Annotated in this window: 12 protein-coding genes, 2 tRNA genes and 1 pseudogene; 6 read left to right on the forward strand and 9 right to left on the reverse strand. The window is 51.1% G+C overall.

Annotated features, from left to right (window positions below; all coding sequences use genetic code 11):
• Positions 1 to 5: 5 nt before the first annotated feature.
• From infB to HMPREF9441_RS01235, 5 genes and pseudogenes are all read right to left on the reverse strand, one after another.
• Positions 6 to 2,228, reverse strand: a pseudogene (infB, locus tag HMPREF9441_RS01215) (translation initiation factor IF-2); the annotation flags it as partial.
• A gap of 586 nt (positions 2,229 to 2,814) precedes the next feature.
• Positions 2,815 to 4,080 carry a transcription termination factor NusA gene (gene nusA, locus HMPREF9441_RS01220; RefSeq protein WP_039864738.1) on the reverse strand — a complete coding sequence of 422 codons (1,266 nt, stop codon included), beginning with the start codon at positions 4,078 to 4,080 and terminating at the stop codon, positions 2,815 to 2,817.
• A 1-nt stretch (position 4,081) separates the two neighbouring features.
• On the reverse strand, positions 4,082 to 4,549 hold the full coding sequence (gene rimP, locus HMPREF9441_RS01225) for a ribosome assembly cofactor RimP (RefSeq protein WP_008617100.1): 468 nt from the start codon (positions 4,547 to 4,549) through the stop codon (positions 4,082 to 4,084).
• A 136-nt stretch (positions 4,550 to 4,685) separates the two neighbouring features.
• Positions 4,686 to 5,078: a hypothetical protein gene (locus tag HMPREF9441_RS01230; RefSeq protein ID WP_008617101.1), complete on the reverse strand. Its 393-nt coding sequence runs from the start codon at positions 5,076 to 5,078 to the stop codon at positions 4,686 to 4,688.
• The gene (locus HMPREF9441_RS01235; protein ID WP_008617103.1) at positions 5,075 to 6,739 is read right to left on the reverse strand and encodes a S41 family peptidase; all 1,665 of its coding nucleotides are present in this window, start codon (positions 6,737 to 6,739) and stop codon (positions 5,075 to 5,077) included. The genes HMPREF9441_RS01230 and HMPREF9441_RS01235 overlap by 4 nt, the downstream gene beginning before the upstream one ends.
• A gap of 164 nt (positions 6,740 to 6,903) precedes the next feature.
• On the opposite strand from HMPREF9441_RS01235, the gene HMPREF9441_RS01240 reads away from it, so the two are divergent.
• A tRNA-Asn gene (locus tag HMPREF9441_RS01240) sits at positions 6,904 to 6,977 on the forward strand.
• Positions 6,978 to 6,999: 22 nt separating this feature from the next.
• Positions 7,000 to 7,073 (forward strand) — tRNA-Asn (locus tag HMPREF9441_RS01245).
• 654 nt (positions 7,074 to 7,727) lie between these two features.
• On the opposite strand, the gene HMPREF9441_RS01255 is transcribed toward HMPREF9441_RS01245, so the two are convergent.
• Both HMPREF9441_RS01255 and pnp read right to left on the reverse strand, forming a co-directional pair.
• Positions 7,728 to 8,339 carry a hypothetical protein gene (locus HMPREF9441_RS01255; protein ID WP_008617107.1) on the reverse strand — a complete coding sequence of 204 codons (612 nt, stop codon included), beginning with the start codon at positions 8,337 to 8,339 and terminating at the stop codon, positions 7,728 to 7,730.
• A 165-nt stretch (positions 8,340 to 8,504) separates the two neighbouring features.
• Positions 8,505 to 10,733 (reverse strand): polyribonucleotide nucleotidyltransferase, encoded by a 2,229-nt coding sequence (gene pnp / locus HMPREF9441_RS01260; protein WP_008617115.1) that lies wholly within the window; start codon positions 10,731 to 10,733, stop codon positions 8,505 to 8,507.
• Between the two features lie 185 nt (positions 10,734 to 10,918).
• Here pnp and HMPREF9441_RS01265 point away from each other — a divergent pair, with 185 nt between their 5' ends.
• From HMPREF9441_RS01265 to HMPREF9441_RS01275, 3 genes are all read left to right on the forward strand, one after another.
• The gene (locus tag HMPREF9441_RS01265; RefSeq protein WP_008617116.1) at positions 10,919 to 12,076 is read left to right on the forward strand and encodes a TlpA disulfide reductase family protein; all 1,158 of its coding nucleotides are present in this window, start codon (positions 10,919 to 10,921) and stop codon (positions 12,074 to 12,076) included.
• Positions 12,077 to 12,256: 180 nt separating this feature from the next.
• Positions 12,257 to 12,724: a transcription elongation factor GreA gene (gene greA / locus HMPREF9441_RS01270; protein ID WP_008617117.1), complete on the forward strand. Its 468-nt coding sequence runs from the start codon at positions 12,257 to 12,259 to the stop codon at positions 12,722 to 12,724.
• Positions 12,725 to 12,729: 5 nt separating this feature from the next.
• On the forward strand, positions 12,730 to 13,137 hold the full coding sequence (locus tag HMPREF9441_RS01275; protein ID WP_008617118.1) for an HIT family protein: 408 nt from the start codon (positions 12,730 to 12,732) through the stop codon (positions 13,135 to 13,137).
• 77 nt (positions 13,138 to 13,214) lie between these two features.
• On the opposite strand, the gene HMPREF9441_RS01280 is transcribed toward HMPREF9441_RS01275, so the two are convergent.
• Together HMPREF9441_RS01280 and HMPREF9441_RS01285 are read right to left on the reverse strand one after the other, a co-directional pair.
• On the reverse strand, positions 13,215 to 14,300 hold the full coding sequence (locus HMPREF9441_RS01280) for a mannose-1-phosphate guanylyltransferase (RefSeq protein ID WP_008617119.1): 1,086 nt from the start codon (positions 14,298 to 14,300) through the stop codon (positions 13,215 to 13,217).
• 90 nt (positions 14,301 to 14,390) lie between these two features.
• Positions 14,391 to 15,065: a nitroreductase family protein gene (locus HMPREF9441_RS01285; protein ID WP_008617120.1), complete on the reverse strand. Its 675-nt coding sequence runs from the start codon at positions 15,063 to 15,065 to the stop codon at positions 14,391 to 14,393.
• A gap of 203 nt (positions 15,066 to 15,268) precedes the next feature.
• Between HMPREF9441_RS01285 and HMPREF9441_RS01290 the strand changes: the two genes are divergently transcribed.
• Positions 15,269 to 17,812, forward strand: a complete 2,544-nt coding sequence (locus tag HMPREF9441_RS01290) for a glycoside hydrolase (RefSeq protein ID WP_008617122.1) — start codon at positions 15,269 to 15,271, stop codon at positions 17,810 to 17,812.
• The last annotated feature ends 66 nt before the right edge of the window (positions 17,813 to 17,878 follow it).

The following is a 17,878-nucleotide window of genomic DNA, read 5'->3' on the forward strand; positions in this document are numbered from 1 at the left end:
CCTTTTTACAGCTTGGCCTTGACCTCCACCTCTTGATAGGTTTCAATCATGTCGCCTTCGCGCAAATCGTTGTAGTTCACCAGACTGATACCGCACTCGAAGTTCGTACCCACCTCTTTCACATCATCCTTGAAACGTTTCAGGGCATTGATTTGTCCGGTGTGTACCACGATACCATCGCGAATCACACGAGCCTTGTTGCTACGCTGCACTTTGCCGTCGACCACGTATGCACCGGCTACCGTACCCACCTTGCTGATATGGTAAACCATGCGCACTTCGATAGTAGCCGTCACTTCTTCCTTCACTTCGGGAGCCAACATGCCTTCCATGGCAGACTTCACCTCCTCTATCGCGTCATAAATGATAGAATAAAGGCGAATGTCGACACCTTGCTGTTCGGCCATTTTGCGAGCCGAAGCCGAAGGACGTACCTGGAAACCGATAATAATGGCCTCTGAAGCCGCAGCCAGAGCCACGTCGCTCTCGGAAATTTGTCCCACGCCTTTGTGAATCACATTCACGGCTATCTTTTCCGTAGACAACTTGATCAAAGAATCGCTCAAGGCTTCGATGGAACCGTCCACGTCTCCCTTCACGATGACGTTCAACTCTTGGAAACCACCCAAAGCGATACGGCGGCCCACCTCGTCGAGGGTCAGAATCTTCTGCGTACGCAGACCTTGCTCACGCTGCAACTGCTCGCGCTTGTTCGTGATTTCGCGGGCCTCTTGTTCCGTATCCATCACATGGAACGTATCACCGGCTGTCGGTGCACCGTTCAGGCCCAGAATCGTAGCTGCCTGAGCCGGGCCGATTTCTTTCACACGCTGGTTACGCTCATTGAACATGGCCTTCACACGACCGTAGTTCGTACCGGCCAACACGATGTCGCCTACATGCAACGTTCCGTTCGACACCAATACCGTAGCCACGTAACCGCGTCCCTTATCCAAAGAAGACTCGATGATGGAACCGGTTGCCTTACGGTTCGGATTGGCTTTCAAGTCGAGCATCTCGGCCTCAAGCAATACCTTCTCCAGCAACTCTTCCACACCGATGCCTTTCTTGGCAGATATGTCCTGGCTTTGGTATTTGCCGCCCCAGTCTTCCACCAGGAAATTCATGGCCGCCAATCCTTCTTTGATCTTATCGGGATTGGCTGCCGGCTTATCCACCTTGTTGATGGCAAACACGATAGGCACGCCCGCCGCCATGGCATGATTGATAGCCTCCTTCGTCTGCGGCATGATGTCGTCGTCCGCCGCAATAATGATAATGGCAATATCCGTCACTTGTGCGCCACGGGCACGCATGGCCGTAAACGCCTCGTGCCCCGGAGTATCCAAGAAGGTGATATGGCGCCCGCTTTCCAGCGTCACGTTATAGGCACCGATATGTTGCGTGATACCTCCGGCTTCTCCGGCAATCACGTTCGTCTTGCGTATATAATCGAGCAAAGAGGTCTTACCATGGTCGACATGCCCCATGACGGTCACAATCGGCGCGCGCGGTACCAAATCTTCCTCATCGTCTTCCTCCTCATTCACCGCTTCGGAAACTTCCGCACTGACATACTCCGTCTTGAAACCGAACTCTTCGGCCACCAGATTGATGGTCTCGGCATCCAGGCGTTGGTTGATAGAGACCATGATGCCGATACTCATACACGTACTGATAACCTGAGTGACCGGCACATCCATCATCACGGCCAATTCGTTCGCGGTAACGAATTCGGTAAGTTTCAACACCTTGCTTTCTGCTGCCTGTTCTTCGAGCTGCTCTTCCATGGAGGCACGGGCATTCTCCCGTTTTTCCTTACGATATTTGGCGCCCTTTCCGGCTTTGCTCTTGTTCGTCAGACGGGCCAACGTCTCTTTTACCTGCTTAGCTACGTCCTCGTCAGAAACCTCTGCCTTGATGACTGGCTGCTGGCGGTTCTTGTTCTTATTATGTTTACCGCCACCCTGCTGGTTGGCCCCGGGAGCATTATCCCGTTTCTTCCCATTCTGCTGGCCCGCTACGGCATTCACATCCACACGTTCCTTGCCGATACGGACACGTTTCTTCTTGCCTTCGGACGCATTCTGCCCCGTTCCGCCCTGGCGCGAACGGTCTCCGCCTGCCTGGCGGTTCTTTTCTTCGCGCTCCTTGCGTTTCTCTTCCTTCGTCTTTTTCTTAGGACGGGTAGACTGGTTCAAAGCCGCCAAATCTATATGTCCCTTCACCTTGAGCTGGGGAGCAGCCTGCGCCGTATGGTTCAGACGGAACACACCGTCCGTTTCCGTACCGATGGCTTTGCTCTTCTCCTGCAGGCGTACCTCCTTCTGGCTCACGGGGGTCTCCGTCTCTGCCTGAGGCTTCTCCTCCTGTTTCGGAGCCGGTTCCGCTACGGGAGCCTCCGCCTTCACCTCAGCCGGACGGGCGGGAGCCGGAGTCTCCTTTTTCTCCGGAGCCGCAACCGGACCCCGCGCCCTCAGATTATCCAAGTCGATGCGTCCTACGACTTTCGGCCCCTTTCCGAGTTTGGCCTCGGTCGCGGTCTTGATCTCCACCGGCTTCTCTTCGGGAAGCGCGATGGTCGCTTTCTTTTCTTTGTGTTGCCGCTTACGGCTGATGACAGCAGCATCGTCCCTCAATCCCTTGTCCTTCTTGAACTCGGCCACCAACATCTGATACTGTTCGTCAGAGATTTTGGTGTTGGGATTGGCTTCCACGTCGCTGAAACCCTTTTTCTGCAGGAACTCGACGGCTGTCTGCAGCCCTACATTACATTCTTTGGTTACTTTATTTAGTCTTATACTCATACGTTACTTATTCTTCCTCAAATTCTTCTCCTAAGATTCTCAATACCTCGTCCACGGTCTCTTCCTCCAGATCGGCACGGGATACCAACATTTCACGCGGCGCATTCAATACGTCTTTTGCCGTTTCCATACCGATACTTTTCAGCGCGTCTATAATCCACTGGTCGATGTCGCCCACGAACTCGTCCAGATAGATGTCGTCACCTTCTCCTTCGGCTCCCTCTATTTCACGGAACACGTCTATGGTATATTCCGTCAGCATACTGGCCAGTTTGATGTTCAATCCGCTCTTTCCGATGGCCAGCGAAACCTGGTCGGGATTCAGGTAGACTTCCGCCTTGTGCTCCTCTTCGTGGATACGCACGCTGTTCACCGCGGCCGGGCTCAACGCACGGGTAATGAACAGCGAGATGTTCTGCGTGTAGTTGATCACGTCGATGTTCTCACCGCGCAACTCACGCACGATGCCGTGCACACGGCTTCCCTTCACGCCCACGCAGGCTCCCACCGGGTCGATGCGGTCGTCATAGCTCTCCACGGCTATCTTGGCACGTTCTCCCGGCATGCGTGCAATCTTGCGTACCGTGATCAGGCCGTCATGTATTTCCGGCACCTCGGCTTCCAGCAAACGTTGCAGGAAGACGGGAGAGGTACGGCTCAGGATAATCTTGGGATTGTTGTTCGTATTGTCCACGCGGGCCACCACGGCACGCACGGCCTCGCCCTTGCGGTAAAAGTCGGAAGGTATCTGTTCCGTCTTGGGCAATATCAGTTCGTTGCCCTCGTCGTCCACGCAAAGCATCTCTTTTTTCCATATCTGATATACCTCCGCGCTCACGATCTCGCCCACACGGTCCTTATACTTATTATATAAGCTGTCGTGCTCCAGCTCCAGAATCTTGCTGGCCAGCGTCTGGCGCAGGGTCAGGATGGCGCGGCGGCCGAACTTGGCAAAGTCCACATTCTCGCTCACCTCTTCGCCCACTTCATAATCCTCGTCAATCCGGCGTGCTTCCGTAAGGGAAATCTCCCGGTTATCATCCTTCACCTCCCCGTCGGCCACGACCGTACGATTGCGGTAAATTTCAAAATCGCCCTTGTCCGGATTCACGATCACGTCGTAGTTGTCGTCCGAGCCGAAGAGCTTGGCGATGACGCTACGGAAACTCTCCTCCAACACGCTCACCAACGTGGCGCGGTCGATGTTCTTCGTCTCTTTAAACTCTGCAAATGTATCAATCAAACTGATGGTTTCTGCTTTCTTTGCCATGATTCTATTTAAAACTTATTGAATACTTCGTGTACTTTACTTCCGTATACCGTAGTGTAACCGCTTCGTCCACCAGGCGGGGACGCTTCTCCCCCTCCAGCTTCTTCTTGACCTTCATCGTCACCTCGAAATCCTCCGGGCCGGCGGCCGTCAACACCCCGTGGAGCTTGCGCCCGTCGGCTGTGAGCACGTCCACCTCGCTCCCCACATGGTTCACGTATTGCTGCAGGACCTTGAACGGCTGTCCGATACCGGCACTGCCCACTTCAAGTTCATAGTCCTCTTCCTCACGGCTCAGGCGGCTCTCGATGAAACGGCTCAGCTCCACGCAGTCTTCTATCCATACCCCTTCGGCGTGGTCTATCTCCACCACGATACGGTCGTCCGCGCTCACGCTCACGTCCACCAGAAAGTAATCCCGGCCCTCCAGCCATTCTTCCACTAACCCTTTTACAATGCTCTTTTCTATCATGCGATTACACTATTAAATGCAAAGTGAGGAGCCTTGTCAAGCCCCTCACTTCATCATACAACTGCAAAAGTAGGCAAAAAGCATCAATCCGCCAAGCTTTCAAACAGTTATTTTATATCATTTGAGAAAATCCGGTTCAAAAGGCTTCCATAGACACCGTTTCGTCATGGTTTCGCAACACGACACGCCCGCCTTCCGAAGGCAATTCGAACGAACTGACTGCATCTGCCTCCGGGCGTACCACCATCAATAAATTCTCTTCATCGGGTACCGCCACAACGACTTCCAATGAATCTGCGGCCACCCTTCGGCTAAACACCACGCTGTCATTGATTTGAAGCTGCACACTATCGCCCCGGAAACCTTCATCCAACGATATCCGATACTCCGTCTGCGCCTCTTCCGTTCCATGCGTCCCGTCAGGGAAACACCACATCCAGAAGAACACGACAACCGCCAACACGACTATGGCCATAGCCATGATACCGAACATGATGCCCTTGTTGGGATTCGCCCTTTTCTTTTTCATTTTTTCACCGGTTTAAGCAAACTTTCATAGCGTTCCGTATCCGTCAAAATCTCTAAAGCGGTTTTCAAATCCTTATCCGCTTTCAATTGCTGTTGGACCACCCCGCGCCTGAAATAATAACGGGCTACGATATCACTTTCCAATACCGACTTGATTTCCTCCTTGTTTTTCGGAAGCTCCAAATCGGCAGCCACGCCGCCCTTCATCTTTGCAGCCAATGCCTCAAACTCCGGCTTGGCTCCCTCATAGCATCCCTCGAAGCGAGCTGTCCGCTCCAGCAATTTCATCATTTCCTCCGTACGACGCTTATAAGTAAAATCACTCTCCTCCACCATCTTCACAAAATCAGCATAGTCCGCATCCGTCAAGGAAAAATCCCCGGCCGGTGCAATGGTGGCGTGCGTCTGCACATAATGGTTGACGTAGTCCAGCAACACGTCGGAAGTGGCTATGTCATAAACGATGGACGGAAGACTGTCCGGCGTAATCACCACGTCCGGCTTAATGCCGCCACCGTCGCGAACCTCACGGCCACCGGCCGTCTTGAACGCTTTCGTCAGGCTGTCCGGCAAAGTCTTCGCAGAGCCGTCCGGATTCAAATGACGGTAGTCATACGCCTGGATACAGCGTCCGCTGGGAATATAATAGCGGCTCGTCGTCACCTTCAGACTTCCGTGATAAGGCACTTCACGAATCATCTGTACCAACCCCTTACCGTAAGTACGCTCACCGACTATCACCGCACGGTCCCAATCCTGCCACGCTCCGGAAACGATTTCGGCCGAGGATGCCGTAGAACCGTCCACCAACACAGCCACCGGAATATCCACGTCCAAGGGTTCTTTCTTCGTGTAATGTTCCGAATTGACCGAAGCCAGCTTGCCTTTCGTGTACACGACCTTCTGCCCGCGGGGCACAAAAAGGTTCGTCACCTCTACGGCCTCGCTCAACGGGCCGCCCGGATTGCCACGCATGTCTATCACCAACGCCTTGGCACCCTGCTCCTTCAAATCGACCACGGCCCGGCGGACATCGCGCGAACAACCGTCGACAAAACGTTCGAAATAAATATAACCGATACCGTCTGCCACCATTCCGTAATAAGGCACGGGAGGCATCGCGATATTCCGGCGTGTAATCTTGAACGACAAAGGATGTTCCACTCCGGCACGCTTCACGGTCAGTTCAAAAGTCGTACCCGCATCGCCCCGCAAGTTTTCGCTTACTTCCTGCGTGCTCTTTCCTTTCATGTCCTTTCCGTCGATGGACAGAATCAAGTCGCCTCCTTTCACTCCGGCTTCTATGGCCGGGCTGTCTTCCTGGGGTTCAATAACCATCACCCGGTCTTCTTTCTTATAGAACCGGATCACCGCCCCGATTCCGGCATATTTCCCGGTAGTCATCTCTTTCAGCTCATCCATTCCTTCTTCCGGATAATACACGGTAAAAGGATCCACCTGCCGCAACATGGCATCTATTCCCCACTCTATCACCGTATCGGCCGACAAGGAATCGACGTAGAACATATCCAGTTGCTTATAAATGTCATTAAAGATTTCCAGATTTTTTGAAATCTCGAAGTTATGGTTACTGTCCTTCTGGGCGGACACGGGAATGGCCGACATGCAGCACAGCCCCGCAGCTAAGAATATCTTTTTCATACCGCAAATTTAATCATTTCAACCATACGGTGGCAAAATATGGAGACAAGTATTCCTTCGGCTTATGATTTTTTCATTTTAAAGTCATTTTTTTCACCAATAAATTGCATATTTCAAAAATATCCGCTACTTTTGCATCGCAATTGAGGGGAACGCCCCAAACTGCTTCAGTAGCTCAGTTGGTTAGAGCACCTGACTGTTAATCAGGGGGTCGTTGGTTCAAGCCCATCCTGAAGCGCCCAATCCCCACAATTGCACCTGCTTCAGTAGCTCAGTTGGTTAGAGCACCTGACTGTTAATCAGGGGGTCGTTGGTTCAAGCCCATCCTGAAGCGCAAAAAGAGGAGACTTTATAGTCTCCTTTTTTGTTTTTATCCACCACAACAGTATGACAAAACGTCAAATCATCCCCTACAAGAATCCCTTATTTATTCCTCAAACCGGAAGCACAAGGAAATATGCGATTCTCGCTAATTGGAGAATGAACAATCTGTCAACCGTCCAAGACTTCTGCCTTTCACAAAACACAACGAAAGGGCACGGCATCCGCAGATACAAAAGAGGGAATGTAAGCATAAAACAAGATTCACAGGACAATCTGCCAATCCTTTTTAGGCCAATGAAACGACCCAAATAGAGTAAAAACGAGCCTCGGAAGCGCATCGCCACACCGTTTTCAGGAACATTTTCAACCCACGAGAGGAGAGTGTCCGGACGACGTGCGGACAAAAAAAATGTTTTCTGCTCCAAACGAAAAATCATTCGGCTGAGATTGAAACGCCATTTGGCTTAAGGAAAGTAAAAAAACGACCGACTGCTCCACAAAGGGTTAAAAAGAATAAAACAAAAACGACTTCCGCCACGCTATTTGCTTTCCGCTTCAGACATTCGGTTTGACAGTTTGTAAACTGGAAATCCCAATAACGGCAAAAATTAGGGGGCAGCCCCCGAAACCGGAAACCACCCCCACATCCCACGCCGAACCGGGATCAGCGGATAACCTCGCCTTGAGGTATCCGGTGTTTAGGTCGTAAATCTTCCACCCGCAAGCCGGACTCACGCTTTTCCGATCCATCGAAATTAAAGCGCAACGCACTGGAGGGTATGAAAAAGTCCACAGTCTTCACTTTCTTAGGAAGCGGCGGGAAAACCATAACGAAACGGACGAACCTGTCCTGACAGTCCTTTATCCAAAAACATGTGTCCGTAGGATAATACTCCACTTCGCGCAACATGTAACGGTCACCTGTCTTGTTGTCTATAATGGCACACCTTGAATTGACATGGAAAAACCACCAACTCTCAGGGCAACGGTACGTAGCCGTGACATAAGTCGCTTCCTTCGCACGGTAAAGTTCATAATACCACCGATCGAAAAGCATCAACCCTTCCGGTGATTTCACTGTATAAGGGTCTTTGTAGACAGGAAACGTATGTTCGTTGTCCATCCTGTAATGGGGAGAAGCCTTGCGTTCCTGGGACAACGCAGCACGGTTCTCCGGACGTACATCATACGCTCCTCGCCGACTTGCGGCACATGAACTCAGCCCTAACACAGCCACCCATATTCCTAAAAGACTTTGTACACTATTCACCTTCATGGCATGTCTTTTTGATGTCACCTTGCAAATATGACGCATTTCTTATAAATAACCAAATATTTTCCCATAAATTTGAAAAGAAATGTATAAGTGGCTACAAACAAAAAAAAGCTGTCCGCAGGATAGCAGACAGCCTTTCGTTATCATTTTCGTTGATGAAACAATTTATTCTCCCCTCTGTTCGTCATTGCGCGGACGACGTTCGCGACGCTCACCTCTTTCGGGACGCTCGCGACGGGCAGGACGCTCTACGTAACCTTCCGGCTTTTCGAGCAACACGCGACGAGACAACTTGAATTTGCCTGTCTTCTGGTCGATATCCACCAGTTTCACCTGAATGTGGTCACCTTCTTTCAGACCGGCTTCTTCCACCGTTTCCAAACGCTTCCAGTCGATTTCGGAAATATGAAGCAAACCGTCGCGACCCGGCATGAATTCCACGAATGCACCGTAAGGCATCACGCTGCGAATCACACCGTCATACACCTCACCGACTTCGGGCACAGCCACGATAGACTTGATTTTACCCAAAGCTGCGTCTATCACGTCCTTATTTGCGCCGCTCACTTGTACGACACCTACGCCGTCTGTCTCCTCGATGGTAATGACAGCACCGGTTTCCTCTTGAATACCCTGGATAATCTTTCCGCCCGGGCCGATGACAGCACCGATGAACTCTTTCGGTATCGTAATCTGAACGATACGAGGAACGTGCGGCTTCAACTCGGCACGAGGAGCCGGCATACATTCGGTCAGCTTGCCCAAGATGTGTTCACGTCCGGCTTTCGCCTGCATCAACGCCTTCTCCAGAATCTCATAACTCAAACCGTCGCACTTGATATCCATCTGAGTGGCAGTCAGACCATCGATTGTACCGGTCGTCTTGAAATCCATATCGCCCAAATGGTCTTCGTCACCTAAGATGTCGGACAACACGGCGTATTTCTCTTCACCCGGGTTTTTAATCAGCCCCATGGCAATACCGCTGACAGGCTTCTTCATCGGCACACCGGCATCCATCAGTGCCAACGTTCCGGCACAAACCGTAGCCATGGAAGAAGAACCGTTGGATTCCAGAATATCGGAAACGACGCGCACCGTATAGGGGAAGTCTGTGGGAATCTGGCCTTTCAGACCGCGCCATGCCAAATGGCCGTGACCTATTTCACGACGGCCCACGCCGCGTTGTGCCTTAGCCTCTCCCGTGGAGAACGGCGGGAAGTTATAATGCAACAAGAAACGCATCTTGCTTTGGTCGAGCACTTCGTCGATAATCTTCTCGTCCAACTTCGTACCGAGCGTACAGGTAGAGAGCGACTGAGTCTCGCCACGCGTAAAGATGGCCGATCCATGAGGACCGGGCAGCGGGCTTACTTCGCACCAGATGGGACGGATGTCCGTAGTGGCACGCCCGTCGAGACGCTTGCCTTCGTCCAACACGCAACGACGCATGGCATCGCGCTCCACATCGTGGTAGTAACGGTCGATCAACGCATTCTTTTCTGCCAGTTCGTCTTCCGACAAATCGGCGTGTGCTTCAGCATACGACAGTTTGAAGTTTTCGCGGATCTCCATGAAAGCATCCTCACGCGCATGCTTGTCGCGGTTGCCTTCCTGAGCGATACGGTAAGCCGCATCGTAACAAGCTTTCTTCACTTCTTCGCGCAAGTCTTCATCGTTCACCTCATGGCAATACTCCCGCTTCACTTCCTTACCGGCTTCTTTCTCCAACTCTTTCTGGAGACGGCACATCGGTTTGATGGCCTCATGAGCCACCTTCAGAGCGTTGAGCAAATCCTGTTCGGTCACTTCCTTCATCTCGCCTTCCACCATCATGATGTTCTCTTCCGTAGCGCCCACCATGATGTCCATGTCGGCCTGCTCCAACTGGGCGAAAGTGGGATTGACCACATATTCGCCATTCACACGGGCTACGCGCACCTCGGAAATCGGGCCTTCAAACGGTATATCGGAAACTGCCAATGCAGCGGATGCGGCAAAACCGGCCAATGCATCCGGCATGTCCACGCCATCGGCAGAATACAAAATCACATTCACATAAACTTCTGCGTGATAGTTGCTGGGGAACAAGGGGCGCAACGCGCGGTCCACCAGACGGCAGGTCAGAATCTCATAGTCAGACGCTTTACCCTCACGCTTGGTAAAACCTCCGGGGAAACGGCCGGCAGCGGCGAATTTCTCTCTATACTCCACCTGCAAAGGCATAAAATCTGTTCCGGGAACGGCATCTTTGGCGGCACAGACAGTGGCCAAGAGCATCGTGTTGCCCATCGTGAGCATAACGGCTCCATCGGCTTGTTTGGCCAATTTCCCGGTCTCGATGCTGATGGTTCTTCCATCAGGCAATTCGACTGTTTTCTTAATTACGTTCATTTGGTTTCTTAAAATGTTTCATCAATAAATCGGGCAAATGTACGCATAAATATTGATAAATCAGATTTTAACCCTATAAAAAATCGCACAATCCGTCTTTTTTATGAAAAAACTATGGTTTATTCCTCCGGTGAAAGCTGAAAGCCCTTATCTTTGTAAACAGTTTGTAAACACATGATGCCGAGATGAAAAAAATGATATGTGCCATGGCCGCCCTCACGATGCTGGCCACGGCTTGTAAGGACAAGGGAGAGCAGTTTGAAATCAACGGACGGATTGCCGAGGCCGACGGCAAGACGCTCTACTTCGAAGCCGTCACCTTGAACGGGATAGAAGCACTCGACTCTACCCGTCTGGACGAAGACGGCCAATTCTGCTTTCAGGGCATGCGTCCGTTCAATCCGGAATTTTACCGCCTGCGTATCGACCGGCAGATCGTCAACTTGTCCGTAGACTCTACGGAGACCATACACGTGGAAGCCGAACTTCCCGACATGGGCACCGACTATGAAGTGGAAGGTTCCGGGAATTGCCAGACCCTTAAAGAAATCAACAACAAACTTATCGCCTTACAACAAACCATTAAGGACATCGCGAACGACAAAGCCCTGACGTTGGGGGAACAGGAACGCCTCGTACATGAAAAAATAAACCTTTATAAGAATGAGATGAAGATGCACTATATCATGGAAAATCCGGCCTCTGCTCCAGCCTATTTCGCCCTGTTCCAGACCGTAAACGGAAGCCTCATCTTCAATCCGATAAGCAATCCGGACGATATCAAGTTCGTGGGAGCCGTGGCCACGGCATGGGATGCGAACTATCCGGGCACCAGCCGCACGGAAAACTTGCATAACATTGCCATACAAGGTATGAAGAACACCAAACGCCCCACTCCCGTATCATTGGAAGACATCGACCCGGGCAAGATATCCGCAGCCGGTATCATCGACATAGAATTGCCGGACATACACGGCAAAAACCGCAAGCTTTCCGACATCAGAAACAAGGTCGTACTGCTGGACTTCACAGCCTACTCCCTTCCTTCTTCACAAGAACGTATCATGCAGATGAGGGGATTGTATGACAAGTATTCCTCTTTGGGCTTCGACATTTACCAGGTATCCATCGACCCTGATGAACATTATTGGAAAACGGCATGCGAACATCTGCCCTGGACTTGCGTCTATGAGAGCCGCGGAGAAGCCTCCGGCTATTTGGGTTCTTATCTCGTACGCCGCCTTCCTACCTACTTCCTCATCAACCGCCACGGCGACCTTGTGGCGCGGGACGAGCAAATAGACGATCTGGAAAAGGCCATACGTGAACTATGCGGCAAATAGTTGAATAAAAGACATAAAACAGAAAAAATGCAAAAATCTTTGTGATTCAGAATTTAAAGCTTAACTTTGCATCGAATCATTAAAGGAAAAGGCAAAAGGGTTCCGGCTGATTAAAGCCGGAATTCTTTTGTTTTTATCTTTTCAAGTAAAAACGCATAAATATAATTAGGAGGAATAATTATGGCTTATATGTCACAAGAGGGCTACGACAAACTGGTGGCCCAACTCAAAGAAATGGAAACCATAGAACGTCCGGCAGCCTCGGCAGCCATCGCAGAGGCGCGTGACAAAGGTGATCTGAGCGAAAACTCGGAATATGATGCAGCCAAAGAGCACCAGGCGATGCTGGAAATGAAAATCAACCAGTTGAAGGCTGTCATCGGCGATGCCAAAATCATCGACACTTCGAAACTGAAAGCCGACACGGTACAGATTCTGTCCAAAGTGGAGATGAGAAATGTAAAAAACAACATGAAGATGGCGTACACCATCGTTTCTGAAACGGAAGCTAACCTGAAAGAAGGTAAAATCTCGGTTCAGACTCCTATTGCACAGGGATTGTTGGGTAAAAAGGTCGGCGATGTGGCAGAAATCAAAATCCCGCACGGCACCGTACAACTGGAAATCACGAACATCTCATTTGAATAATCGCCATGGCTACCATCTTCAGTAAAATCGTAGCCGGAGAGATTCCGAGCTATAAATGTGCGGAGAACGACCGTTTCTATGCTTTCCTCGACATCAATCCGTTGGTGAAAGGTCATACCTTGGTCATTCCCAAACGCGAAGTGGATTACATCTTCGACCTGTCAGACGAAGAAATCGGTGCGATACAAGTTTTTGCCAAGCACGTAGCAGCAGCTATCAAAAAGGCTTTTCCTTGCATCAAAGTAGGACTGGCCGTTTTAGGACTGGAAGTACCCCATGCGCACATCCACTTGATTCCCATGCAGAACGAGAAGGACATGCTTTTCAGCAACCCTAAACTGACGTTCACGGATGAGGAATTCAAGGCTATTGCCAAAGCTATCTCGGATAACTGCACGGCAGACATTCGATAACACAAAACACACGACAAAATAAAGGCGCGGCTTTCCGAAGAAACCGCGCTTTTATTATACCTTATATAATAAGAAGACTAAATAAACTCTTCTCCTAACTTCATCTGGGCATCTGTCATCATCCGCCTTAATGCCGCACTGTCATCCTTGGGACAGATCATCAGCACATCGCCTTTTTCTGCCACGACAAAGCCTTTCAACCCGTCGATTACCGCTATCCTTCCCTTAGGCAAACAAATGACATTCCCCTCACTATTATACAGCAAGGCTTCGGTATTGAGCAATACATTATCCTGCCGGTCGTGCTGCGTATCATTGTGGAGAGAGCACCATGAACCCAAATCCGCCCATCCGAAGTCGCACACCTGCACATAGACATTCTCGCTCTTTTCCAGGATACTATAATCCAACGACAAGTTCGGCAAGGTATCGAAATGAGCCGGCACCCGGCAGAAGTCATCTTCGTCGATGGCATCGATAGCCTCCGTCAGGCTGTCCCTATAGTCCGGCACCAAGTCATGAATCGCCTTCATCATGGTACGCACGTTATACAGGTATAAGCCCGTATTCCAGTAAAACTCCCCGCTTTCCATGAATACACGGGCAAAATCCAACGCAGGCTTCTCCGTAAAGGACTTCACACGAGCAAACGCCCCCTCCTCCATATTCTCATGGGCTTGGATATACCCGTACCCGGTATCGGGACGGGTCGGCTTTACCCCCATGGTCAGCAGACAATCCGAATGCCCCACGAAGTCCAATCCTTTCAGCACGTCGTTATCGAAGTTATTCTCCTCCAGAATCAACTGGTCGGCGGGAGAGACTATCACATTACCGTGCGGACAAAGGTGGCTGATACATGTCGTAGCCCACGCTACGCTGGGCAGCGTGTTCCGCCGGATAGGTTCTTTCAATATTCTGTCTTGTGCCACATCCGGCAACTGTTCTCTCACCAAATCCGCATAATGCTCGTTGGTCACGATAAAAATATGCTTGGCATCGATAATCTTGCGAAAACGGTCATAGGTCTGTTGCAATAAAGTACGCCCCGTTCCGAACCAGTCGAGAAACTGTTTAGGCAACTCTTTACGACTTACAGGCCACAAACGACTGCCGATGCCGCCGGCCAATATCACACAATAATTCACGTCTTTTGCTTCCATAATTCAAAGGCTGGTATAAACTGTCGCTAAGTTAACCCTTTTCACGAACAAACTCGAAAAAGGAATTTTAAAATCACTTAAATACACAGTTTATTCCACAAACTTAACCTTCTCCGCGTCTCTCGGTTTGGCAGCGGGAGACTCGTCAGGATAACCCACGGCAATGGCATACAGCAGAACATAATCTTCCGGGAGTTGCAAACGTTCCAGATAAGAGGCAGCCTCCTGATTACCTGTCATGAAAGCGATCGGACCGCCAAGACAACAAGTGCCGAGCCCCAAAGACTGTGCCGCCAACACCATGTTTTCACCTAAAAGCCCGCAGTCCAACTGGCCGCTTCCGTCCTTCGGGGATGCGATGAATATTACGGCCGGAGCATTCCGAAACATATTCTTGAAACCGGGCTCTTCGGCCGCCTTCGGATTGGCTTTTTTGAAAACCTCCGTGATTCCATTGATATAATCGGCATTGTCCACCACACGCACCTGCCAAGGCTGACGGTTCATCCCGCTGGGCGCATTGATACCGCAATTCACAATGGTCTCCAGTTTCTCGCGTTCCACCGGTTGGTCTTTGTACTTACGAATACTGCGCCGGGACATTATGGCTTCGACCACCGCATTCCCTTGCTCTGCATCCACGCTATCGGACATGACCGTCTCCGTCTTTCCACCCGAAGATGTACAAGAACCCCACAGGGTCAGCCCCAACCCGAATGTGCCGCACAAGCACATACCGAAAGCAAAATTCTTCAATGTATTCATACGCTTCTTCTTTTGATAAATAATAAATAAGTAGTCTTCGCAAAACTAATAAAAAACGCCTTCAAAGCCAACTTTTTCCTCATAATCTTCCGGTAAGAAGCCATAAATACTTTCAGCTATAAACTTTTATCCCCTCTTTACTTGTTATTCTTGCAGATTCATCGTACTTTTACCCCATCAACCTGATTTCAAATTCAAAACAGATGAAGAACAGACTTTACACTTATCTGACCGGCTGGATATTCTTGTGGTTGCCGGCCCTGCTTTTGGCGCAAGCCATCGACGGTCCCACAGCACTTTTCCTCATGCACTCCAGTGGAAACCATGTGGCCAAAGACGCCCAAGGAGGAGCGGTATTGGAAGCCGCCGATGCCCCGTCGCCCCAAAAACTTACATTCATCCCTGACGGTAACGGATATTATGCCTTGCAATCGGCCGACGGGCAAGGTTATCTGTCACTGACCGGACAATGGAACACGTCCTTCACAACCGACCCCTCATCGGCAAAAGCCTTGTATGCCATAGAGAACTCCGGAGAGTTCTTCGTCAAGCTGCGCTGCAAATACAACAACAACTATTTAGGAACGGACGGGACGACAGCGTCGTCAGCCGTGTATTCGGACAAAGACGGGACGGACACCCGGCATCTGTGGTATCTTACGACCGACGTGCATCAGGCTCCGCCTGCCGACACCTCGGTCTACGTCATCAACCCGGCCGCCACCCGTCAACAGTTCGAGGGATGGGGCATCTCGCTCTGCTGGTGGGCCAACATGTGCGGGAAGTGGAGCGACGAGAAGATAGACGAACTTGTGGATTGGCTGGTCAGCCCGGACGGACTGGACTACCGTATTTTCCGCTACAACATCGGCGGGGGAGACGACCCGCAAAACCGGAACTGCACGCCGCACCACATGGGAAGCGGAAAAGGCCTGCGTGCGGAAATGGAAGGTTTCAAAGACAGTCCGGACGGTGAATACATTTGGAGCCGTGATGCCGCACAACGGAAAATCATGCTGAAAATCAAAGAGAAGCGTCCGGATGCCATATTCGAGGCCTTCAGCAATTCCTGCCCCTACTACATGACTTACAGCGGATGTTGTGCAGGCCATACCGATGCGTCTGCCGACAACTTGAAACCGGAATACTATGAAGCGTTCGCCCATTATCTGGTAGACGTGTGCCGACATTATAAAGAGGAATACGGTATAGAGTTCCGTACGCTTTCGCCTTTCAACGAACCGATGACGAGTTATTGGGGAGCCAACGGAGGACAAGAGGGATGCCATTTCGACATTGCCTCGCAAGTGGCTTTCCTCAAAGTGTTGCACCCCATCCTGGAAGCCTCCGGCCTGAACACCGTCATCTCGGCCTCGGAAGAAACCGATGCCGCACAGTCGGTCAGGGACTTTGAAGGTTATCAGGCCGCCGGAGTGCTGCCCCTCGTCGGACAATGGAACACACACACCTACTCGGCCACCACGCAGGCACGCAGCCAAATCAGCGCCCTCTGCAAAGAACAGGGCATCCGTCTATGGATGAGCGAAGTAGGCAGCGGCGGAAGCGGTATTGCCGGAAACCTGAACCTGGCACAGAAACTGATGGACGACATACGTTACATTATGCCTGTGGCGTGGGTGGACTGGCAATACGTGGAGGAGGGCAACGACCAATGGTGTCTGGTGCAAGGCGACTTCACGAAACAGACTTACCACAAGGTGAAGAACTATTCCATCCGCCAACACTTCAGTAAATTCATCCGTCCGGGCTACACATTCCTCACGTCGTTGAACGGACAGACACTGGCAGCCCGCAACCCGGAAGGTGACAGCCTCATCATAGTGGCCATCAATCCGAACGCCTTACCCGTCGTGCATCGTGCCGATTTAAGTTTTTACGAATCCATAAGCAGCGAACTGACGGCACTCCGCAGCTCGGAGACCGAGGATTTGTCCCCAACGGCCGATTACACACTCGAAGACCGCATACTGACCTACAAGCTCCCAGCTTACAGCATCGTCACGTTCGTCATCCCCGTGGAAGAAAGCGCGGATGCCGACAATGCCATACGCCCCGGACTTCCTTACTGGATATGCCCCCGTAACGCAGCCGACCAAGCCCTGCAAGCATCCGGCGGCAAGGTGACTCTGCAACCTCTGTCATACGCTCCGGAGCAAACTTGGAAACTGCAACCGGACGGAAACGGATATACCTTTACCAACGGCAACGGTGATATCCTGACCGAACACTCACCAGACTATGCGTTAGGATATGAACCTTCTCCCCAAGCCGGACAAACCTTTATCCTCACTCCCATCGACCGGCTCTTTTATAAAATCATGACAGAAGACGGGTCGAAGGCTTTCGACTTGGAAGGAGAACATCATACGGCCGGCACCACAGTCGGTCTGTGGGAATACGGTTCCGCTCCGACTGCCTGCCACCGCCAATGGTTCTTTATGCGCCAACCGGATAGCGGGAGCCCAGATGCCGTTCCGGGCATCTCCTTTCCCGACGATACATCCCAGCCCCTTTTCCGTCTCACTTGCGAACCGGGGAACATACTCCGGGCAGACAAACTTTCGGATACCCCTTGCAGGCTCGGCATCTATACCCCTTCAGGAGGCTGCATTTACCAGACCTTACTTCAGGACGAGACCCTACGGGTTCCGCTCCATCCGGGCATCTACATCGTCAGTGGCATAAGCCGCTCTGCCCGCTTCCATCAAACGATTTTCATAAAATAATGCCGGAATAAGAAAAAAATCCGGCTAAAGTTTTGCAAATATAAAAAAAACGCCTACCTTTGCACT

This window comes from Paraprevotella clara YIT 11840, from assembly GCF_000233955.1.
Taxonomy (GTDB): domain Bacteria; phylum Bacteroidota; class Bacteroidia; order Bacteroidales; family Bacteroidaceae; genus Paraprevotella; species Paraprevotella clara.

Bases quoted from the DNA above. Each gene is read 5' to 3' on its own strand.
- HMPREF9441_RS01285 (WP_008617120.1), bottom strand. From the start codon at position 15,065: ATGAATACATTGAAGAATTTTGCTTTCGGTATGTGCTTGTGCGGCACA.
- HMPREF9441_RS01235 (WP_008617103.1), bottom strand. From the start codon at position 6,739: ATGAAAAAGATATTCTTAGCTGCGGGGCTGTGCTGCATGTCGGCCATT.
- HMPREF9441_RS01265 (WP_008617116.1), top strand. From the start codon at position 10,919: ATGAAAAAAATGATATGTGCCATGGCCGCCCTCACGATGCTGGCCACG.
- HMPREF9441_RS01255 (WP_008617107.1), bottom strand. From the start codon at position 8,339: ATGAAGGTGAATAGTGTACAAAGTCTTTTAGGAATATGGGTGGCTGTG.
- HMPREF9441_RS01280 (WP_008617119.1), bottom strand. From the start codon at position 14,300: ATGGAAGCAAAAGACGTGAATTATTGTGTGATATTGGCCGGCGGCATC.
- pnp (WP_008617115.1), bottom strand. From the start codon at position 10,733: ATGAACGTAATTAAGAAAACAGTCGAATTGCCTGATGGAAGAACCATC.
- rimP (WP_008617100.1), bottom strand. From the start codon at position 4,549: ATGATAGAAAAGAGCATTGTAAAAGGGTTAGTGGAAGAATGGCTGGAG.
- HMPREF9441_RS01275 (WP_008617118.1), top strand. From the start codon at position 12,730: ATGGCTACCATCTTCAGTAAAATCGTAGCCGGAGAGATTCCGAGCTAT.
- HMPREF9441_RS01290 (WP_008617122.1), top strand. From the start codon at position 15,269: ATGAAGAACAGACTTTACACTTATCTGACCGGCTGGATATTCTTGTGG.
- greA (WP_008617117.1), top strand. From the start codon at position 12,257: ATGGCTTATATGTCACAAGAGGGCTACGACAAACTGGTGGCCCAACTC.
- HMPREF9441_RS01230 (WP_008617101.1), bottom strand. From the start codon at position 5,078: ATGAAAAAGAAAAGGGCGAATCCCAACAAGGGCATCATGTTCGGTATC.